This window comes from Escherichia sp. 94.0001, assembly GCF_013369155.2.
Lineage (GTDB): Bacteria > Pseudomonadota > Gammaproteobacteria > Enterobacterales > Enterobacteriaceae > Escherichia > Escherichia coli_F.
In genome coordinates this window covers 1-1108 of the sequence record NZ_JABWMS020000179.1, presented here as the reverse complement: position 1 = coordinate 1108, position 1108 = coordinate 1, and the positions used below count along the sequence as shown (strand labels likewise).

The window sequence follows — 1108 nt, the reverse complement described above, 5'->3', positions numbered from 1 at the left end:
GACGCCAGATACACAAAGGAGCTTGCTGATGCTAATGCGACTATCGAAAGTCTCCGTGCTGATGTTTCTGCTGGGCGTAAGCGCCTGCAAGTCTCCGCCACCTGTGCAAAGTCAACGACCGGAGCCAGCAGCATGGGCGATGGAGAAAGCCCAGGACTTACAGCAGATGCTGAACTCAATTATTACCGTCTCCGAGGTGGAATCGACAAGATAACCGCGCAGGTTAACTACCTGCAGGAATACATCAGGACGCAGTGCTTAAAATAATTTTAATTTCACTGAAATTTAACAAGTGACTTTCAGGAAAATGCCTCGCAGATGCGGGGCATTTTTGTACCGGTATTTCACCGCGCACCGCAGCGCACAATAAACACCGAACCTGACCCTTTGGAATGGGCCTTTGAGGATACCAGTTAGTGCTGGCGAGCCTCGGTGGGCTGGTTTCCTGTGCGGCAAAGGTTCATTTCAAAGAAGCAGGCAACGCCATGAATGAATTAATTGCGAATCATGACTTCGACTTTCGCCAGTTAGTTACCGCAGCAGAAGGTCAACCGGTAACTGACACCTTCCAGATTGCCAGGGCATTTGGTAAACGCCATCAGCATGTGATTAGGGCTATTAAATGTTTGAGATGTTCTGAGGAATTCTCGACAACCCATTTTTGGGCCGTCGAGAAAATCAATGACTTAGGGATTTTTGACAAGAAACAGATTTACTACCGCATGGACTTTAGTGGCTTCGTTATGCTGGTTATGGGATTTAACGGGGCAAAAGCCGATGCTGTTAAAGAAGCCTATATCAATGCGTTTAACTGGATGTCAGCAGAACTCCGTAAGTACAGCGAAAGTTATGAAGCAGAACGTAACGCCGTAATGCTGGAGTACATGAAAGAGAAGGATGTCGCCAGCATGTCAGGCCGTCTGCTCAATCGCTGGGGGAGAACGAAAAAACCTCAATTGCTTGCAAAGCTGGAACGTCTGGAGAGACAGGGACAGTTTTTATTACCGGGATTCGATAAAGGTATTCAAGCCTGACACATTATGCGCTGTATCGTCGCCGTATTCCCGCATTAACCATGACCGTAGCCCGACGGGGAATTCCTTCTGCG

The 1108-nt window shown here is 48.1% G+C and carries 2 protein-coding genes; both read left to right on the top strand.

The features are described 5' to 3' along the window. On the top strand, positions 1-267 hold a 267-nt coding region (locus tag HEN33_RS25055; protein ID WP_097469906.1), incomplete at its 5' end, for a lysis protein. A gap of 149 nt (positions 268-416) precedes the next feature. Beyond that, the gene (locus HEN33_RS25050) at positions 417-1034 is read left to right on the top strand and encodes a Rha family transcriptional regulator (RefSeq protein ID WP_000881326.1); all 618 of its coding nucleotides are present in this window, start codon (positions 417-419) and stop codon (positions 1032-1034) included. Positions 1035-1108: the final 74 nt, after the last annotated feature.